The organism is Microcystis sp. 49638_E5 (assembly GCF_021300285.1).
GTDB lineage: Bacteria > Cyanobacteriota > Cyanobacteriia > Cyanobacteriales > Microcystaceae > Microcystis > Microcystis aeruginosa_C.
Window position 1 is genome coordinate 1 of record NZ_JAJTDH010000140.1, and the last position, 6,466, is coordinate 6,466.

6 protein-coding genes and 1 riboswitch are annotated in these 6,466 nt (G+C 42.4%); of the genes, 2 read left to right on the forward strand and 4 right to left on the reverse strand.

Annotation, left to right across the window (positions count from 1 at the left end; genetic code table 11):
* Positions 1–302: 302 nt before the first annotated feature.
* Genes cobI through cobG form a run of 3 tightly spaced genes read right to left on the reverse strand, consistent with a single transcriptional unit; the run spans position 303 to position 3,056 of the window.
* Positions 303–1,007 carry a precorrin-2 C(20)-methyltransferase gene (gene cobI / locus LW728_RS22120; RefSeq protein WP_287768313.1) on the reverse strand — a complete coding sequence of 235 codons (705 nt, stop codon included), beginning with the start codon at positions 1,005–1,007 and terminating at the stop codon, positions 303–305.
* Entirely contained in the window at positions 1,004–1,630 is a 627-nt protein-coding gene (locus tag LW728_RS22125; RefSeq protein ID WP_043997836.1) for a precorrin-8X methylmutase, read from the reverse strand. The genes cobI and LW728_RS22125 overlap by 4 nt, the downstream gene beginning before the upstream one ends.
* A gap of 1 nt (position 1,631) precedes the next feature.
* On the reverse strand, positions 1,632–3,056 hold the full coding sequence (gene cobG / locus LW728_RS22130; RefSeq protein ID WP_002802253.1) for a precorrin-3B synthase: 1,425 nt from the start codon (positions 3,054–3,056) through the stop codon (positions 1,632–1,634).
* 77 nt (positions 3,057–3,133) lie between these two features.
* A riboswitch (cobalamin riboswitch) is annotated at positions 3,134–3,233 on the reverse strand.
* 341 nt (positions 3,234–3,574) lie between these two features.
* Here cobG and LW728_RS22135 point away from each other — a divergent pair.
* The gene (locus LW728_RS22135; RefSeq protein ID WP_287670045.1) at positions 3,575–3,913 is read left to right on the forward strand and encodes a hypothetical protein; all 339 of its coding nucleotides are present in this window, start codon (positions 3,575–3,577) and stop codon (positions 3,911–3,913) included.
* A gap of 242 nt (positions 3,914–4,155) precedes the next feature.
* Entirely contained in the window at positions 4,156–6,228 is a 2,073-nt protein-coding gene (locus tag LW728_RS22140; RefSeq protein WP_287768316.1) for a Calx-beta domain-containing protein, read from the forward strand.
* Positions 6,229–6,245: 17 nt separating this feature from the next.
* On the opposite strand, the gene LW728_RS22145 is transcribed toward LW728_RS22140, so the two are convergent.
* A partial coding sequence (locus LW728_RS22145; RefSeq protein ID WP_287768317.1) for a transposase family protein occupies positions 6,246–6,466 on the reverse strand: 221 nt, incomplete at its 5' end.

Here is a 6,466-nt window from a genome sequence, read left to right on the forward strand (position 1 = left end):
TTAATCCCCCCTTGATAAGGGGGGTGCCGATCCCCCCTTAATCCCCCCTTGATAAGGGGGGTGCCGATCCCCCCTTAATCCCCCCTTGATAAGGGGGGTGCCGATCCCCCCTTAGTCCCCCCTTGATAAGGGGGGCATCTGATAATTTTTAACGCCTACCTACTTATCAATCCGAGAAACGCTGTATATAACCCCCTATGCAATCAAAAAAGCAACAAAGAAAAGACATTTTCATAATATCATCTAAACCCTATAGGTTCTGTCAGGTAGGGGATAGAAGATTTAACTTAGTGTCTATAGAGTTATTGGGGTTTAGTTTTACTAGGAATCAGAATTAATGACCAGTAGGTGACAGCCTCTGGATCGACTTCTGTAATCGGAATAATTTGCTGATTGGGTAGGGTTGCTCGTTCGATGTAGAGGGCGCGTTCTAATAATCCTAATTCCTCGAGAATATTGCGAACTTTAGCGAAATGTCTGCCTAATTTAATAATCGCTGCTGCATCGATAAAGGCTAGGCGATCCCGCAATATTTCCGCCTCTAAAGTAGCGGGCATAATACTAAATACGTCATTTCGATAAGTGATAGGTACACCCAGCATTGCTGCACTTGCCATCACTGAAGAAATACCCGGCACGACTTCAATGGAAAAGCGATCGCACAAGCGATTAAAGATATACATAAACGTGCCATACAACATCGGATCGCCCACACATAGCACCGCCACATCTCGACCTAAGTTTAAATGTTCGGCGATATTTTCGGCGGCAATATCATAATGAGGTTGAGAACTGCGCTCGACACTAAAAGGTAAAGGCATGGGAATTTCTATCTGCTCGGGACGGATAAAATCCGACACAATTGCCCGTGCCAAAACTTTGCCACTTTCTAAGGTAGGATAGGCAATTACCGGAACAGTTGTGAGAATCCGGTGTGCTTTGAGCGTCAACAATTCGGGATCGCCAGGCCCGATTCCTAATCCATAAAGTTTGCCTAATTTATTCATAATTCGTTCTCTTTTGCTAAAGCATTGACTGCTGCTGCCGCGATTGCGCTTCCTCCCCTGCGTCCGTGCAGGGTAATAAATGGCACACCACGACTATTAGTTGCTAATTCTGTTTTCGACTCTGCCGCTCCTACAAATCCCACGGGAAAGCCTAAAATCAAAGCCGGTTTATCTACATTTTGATCGAGCAATTCTAGTAGGCGAAAAAGTGCGGTTGGTGCATTACCAATGGCTACCACTGCTCCAGCTAAACGAGGTCGCCAAAGTTCTAAAGCGGCAGCGGAGCGGGTATTATTAATTTGCCGTGCCAACTCGGTCACTTCTGGATGATTGAGGGTACAAATAATCGGATTATTTTTAGGTAAACGCGCTTTGGTAATGCCATTAGCGACCATTTGAGAATCACAGAGAATTGCTGCACCCCCAGCGAGGGCATTTCGTCCGATTTTAACCGCGTCCGGTGATGCTTCTAAATCTTTTGTTATGTCTGTCATCCCGCAGGAATGAATTAGACGAACCGCCACATGAGCTAAATCATCGGGGAGATTTTCCCAGTTAGTTTCAGCCCGAATAATAGCAAAAGATTTGCGGTAAATTTCCTCACCATTCTTAATGTATTCCATTCTATTCATCTAAATTTTTCGATTTTTGGGAGCTTAAAATTTGGGCTATGAGGGGGGGAATCTTGGTAAATTCTCCCTCAAATATAGGTGTTTCTAAGAACTTTTGACTATCACCCACATAGACTTGATAAGCTTCTAGTATTTGGCCATTTTCCTCGATGGTAGTTCCTAAAAGGGTAATTTCGGCTGCATCCGGTTGAGCGCAGGATTTAGCACAACCCGTCAAATGAATATTAACAGGAGAATTGCAGGTTAAGCGTTCTTTCAAATAATCTGCCAGGAGAGAAGCATGAATTTGAGTTGCAGTGGCCGCCGCCGCACAGCCCGGTTTACCGCTACAGGCAACTATCCCCGCATCCCATCCAAGAGAAGCGGATAATCCTAAGGATGCCAGTTTTGGCAACAATTCTGAGACTTTTTCATCGGGAATATCGGGTAATATAACAGTCTGCCAAGGGGTTAATCGTAACTGACCACTGCCAAAAGTTTCTGATAGTGCCGCTAATCCCCATAGTTGATTAGCCGTCAATTGTCCTAATCTTAATGATAGACCAATATAAGACAATCCGGGTTGCTTTTGAGGATGAATTCCTAGATGAAAATAGGGTTGAGTAGAATGGGCAGCCTGCTGGTATTCTTGCCCTTGTATTATGCCGGTAGAAGTCCGATGTAATTGGCAGTTAACTTGTTCGAGATATTTGGCTAATCCCCAATCTTTGAGCAGGTGTTTCATCCGAGGTTTTTTACCCTTGATATTGGGGGTTTGTTGAACATAATCGATATAAACCTTTACTAAAGCTTTGACCACAGCTAAACAGTTTTCTGGCTCAATTAATAAGTCCGTATCATAGAATTGTTTATCTCCTCCGAGTGCTAATCGAAAGCAAACAATAGAAGTTAAATTTGTCGGATTTTTGACGGTAATTGCCGATAGCTGAATCTCATTATAGCGGTGTTGCCAGGCCATAGTTGAACCGGTGCCAATTCCCACTGCACCACCGCCATCGATGCCGATACTAAATTTAGGACTTAGTTCGGCAATTGATGGATAATTTTGGATAAAATTATCTAATTCTTGGACTAATGGACGAGTATCGATCGATTCTTGACAGTCAATTCCAGCCGTGGGACTTGACATGATATTACGCAAATGATCAACACTGGGATTATGGGCAGCTAACCCTAATTTTTGCAGGGTTTGAAATTCTTCTAAACTGGGGGATTTTTGCAGTCCGCGAATTTGCAGATTTGCCCGATTGGTAACTTGTATTGTCGTCTGCCATTGTTCGAGCCAAGTGGCGATCGCTTTTCCCTGTGGAGAATTGAGCCATCCACCGGGGGTGCGGAGACGAATTAAAAACCCATCCTGGGCAGCAGTTCCATAAAATAAACCGGGACAAGCATTTGCTTCAACTAACCAATTCACCGTTGTTTGTTCTCCATGCGACGCAGAGAAGTAGTTAGAAAATTAGTTGTCTATACTACCGATCAAAAGCTTGTAATTGGTATTCTGACTCGCAAGGAAAAAGGGAAGATGTACTCTTTTTACTTTTTACTTGATTACAGCTGCGGCACAGTACCAGAATTGCACTGGACTTTCCCAAAGACAAGTTTAAGGATCATACCACAGTTTGAGTTTTGGCGTTGCTAGATAAAAATCAGCTATAGGCTGGTTCCTCTATCCATCTGGCACAGACAACTCCTTATTGGATAAGCCTTGACCCTTAGAAGATGTACCAGACTGAGCCTGAATCCGCCGTAGTAATTACCCAATTATCTTAAGCACCACAAGCATTTCAGCTTTTTTTCAGCAAGCCCTACCTACTGTGAATGTGAAAAATTTCTGTCTTTTTTGTTATAGTTTCTAACATTGCCTATAGACTTAACCCACTGACATTTCATAAACTCCAGTGTCCTTTGAGTTTCGGAAAGGAATTAAACACTATGAACTCAGTTAATCTTTTGTTTGGGAACAAGACAATCAACCAATCTCTTAGGTTTAGCCAAATTCTCTCCCAATCTCTGGAAAGCGTATCTTACTCTCTTCAGGAATTCGCTACCAGTCCAGAATTTATGGAGAAGATGAGGCTTGCCTTTGGAGACAGTTTTGTGACGGTTACTGCCCTTAACTTGGCACAAGATTGGCAAAAAGGTAGTATAACTGGACTTCCCTTGAGATTCTTACTGCTACGACCCTTAATGGTGCTTATGCCGGATATGCTAGTGGGACAAAGACGATTTATCTATCTGAAGAATTTCTCAGTGAGAATTCCCTTTCAGTAATAACAAGTAGTATTTTAGAAGAATTTGGACACTCTCTTGATGTTATACTTAATGACTCAGACTCTTCAGGAGATGAAGGACAGATTTTTGCTGCGCTGGTTCAAGGATTATCTTTACCTGAATCAGAACTGCAAGCATTAAAACAAGAGAATGATTTCGCCACGATATATATAGATGGTCAAGAAATTTTAATTGAACAGGGAAGTGTTTCAGATAGTGGCGGCTTTGAAGGGAGTTACCAAGTGATTACCCTTGATACGACGGGTGGAGGATATGCCAGTTTTTACTATGAGCATTATACCATTCCTGATAATTTCATTATTCGTTATGAAGGAAGGAATATCTTAGAAACGGGATTTGTTGGAGGAAGCAAGACAGGAACGGTTCAAATTCCTGAAGGAGATTCTGATCAGTTAGAGATAATTGTAGCAACCAATGATGAAGGAACAGCATGGAATTATACGGTTGAAACAATTGCACCAGGGTTAAATATACAAGATGCCTATGTTACTGTCCCAGGAGGAAGTAATCAAACGGCAACCATCAAATTCCCTGTGATTCTCTCAGAAGCAGTTGATGTAGAAGTTACTGTTAATTATTTTACGCTCGTAGGAACGGCCGTAGATGGTGTAACGGGGAACGACAGAATAGATTACCAACCGATTACAGGTACATTAACCTTTGCCCCAGGAGAAACCCGTAAAGAAGTTGAAATCAGGATATTAGGAGATACCCCTGTTAATTACGGGGGCAATGCCAATTTTGAGATTTTCGCAAGGGATACAGCGTATCAGAATTGGGATAAAGGAGACGATATTGACTTTAACGGTAGTTTGTCTTATGGAGATTTAGGCTATCGAGTTGATCAATTTTTCAACGATGGCAGTACAGGTTTTCAGGCAACAGGATTAACTTCGGATGAAAATTTCTTTGTTTTAATCAGCAATCCTGTCAATAGCGAAATTAGCCAAGAGAGTGACCAAGAAAAAGATCGCTTATTGACAGATTTAGAAGAATTTCTCGGTCCAGATTTTGTGAATTCATCCTCTTATCAGAAAGTCGTAGAAACTCTCAATGACCTAGAAGCGCAGGATACCTCTTGGGCTTATGCGACTGGGACGATTTACGATGAAGGAAAAGCCCCCGTCTTGGCGATTCGGGGGACACAGCCCGATCAATTAAAAACAGATGTCTGGGATGATGCTAATCCCAATGGCATTGGTTATGGTCAATTTACGGCCAATCGGGGGGCTGTTAATCAATGGCTTCAAGAAGCAAGTCAGCCAGAGGATAATCTCTCGCTAAAACCCCACATTACAGGTCATAGTTTGGGTGGAGCATTAACCCAATGGGTGGCGGCAGATTATTCTTCTCAAGGTGCTTTAGGGAATATTGTTACGTTTAATGCTCCGGGTATTTCAACGAGTGCGGCTAATAGTTTCAGGGGTGCAGAGAAAGTCACTCACTATATCACTTCTATCGACATAGTGAGTATGGCAGGATTTCGTTATATTTCTGGACAATATGTTTTATCCAATCAATTGCTTGTCCCTTCCTCATTTCCCAATCCTGTTGATGCCCATCTTCATCCCGTAATTATTCCTAAAGTAGAGTCCAGTGGCTTGACTAAACCAGCTAATTTAAAGATAGATACGGTTGGTGGTACAAATGCGCTAAGTAGTCCCTTCTTCACCTATTTACCCGATCCTGATTATTTTGCGATTCAATTGATAGTAGCATCAGTACCAATCATTGGCCCATATTTGGCAAATCAGCTAACTTTTCGTAGCACTACTGAATTAAATCGTCAAGCTATAGGTGAACTGCTCTACGGTATCGGCTTAGAGAACATCGAATTTGCCATAGAAAAACTAACGGCTGCTGTTAATGCTGCCAAACAATGGGGACAAGATGCTTGGAATGCCATTACAGGGTGGGGAGAAAATGCTTGGGGTGCAGTAAGTAATTGGACAGTAACGGCTTGGAATGCCACAACCACATGGGTTAGTCAAGCTTGGAATGCCACAACTACATGGACGAGCGATGCTTGGAATGCTACCAAACAATGGACGAGCGATGCTTGGAATGCCACAACTACATGGACGAGCGATGCTTGGAATGCTACCAAACAATGGACGAGTGATGCTTGGAATGCTACCAAACAATGGACGAGCGATGCTTGGAATGCTACCAAACAATGGACGAGCGATGCTTGGAATGCTACCAAACAATGGACGAGTGATGCTTGGAATGCTACCAAACAATGGACGAGCGATGCTTGGAATGCTACCAAACAATGGACGAGTGATGCTTAGATCTCTTGCAAAAGTAATCAAGATATATCCTTTTGTCGGTAACGAAGTTCGTAATTGTAGATACCAGCAATCAAATTCAATCTCAGACCAAATCGCCGTCTGCGATTTCTGTATCTTGATGAAAGTATCCGAAATATTTTGAGACGACGATGAATATGTTCTATAACTATGCGCCGTTGTGATAACTGACGATTGGCTTTTTTTTGCTCTTTACTTAGTTTTTCTTTTTTCTTTTTTT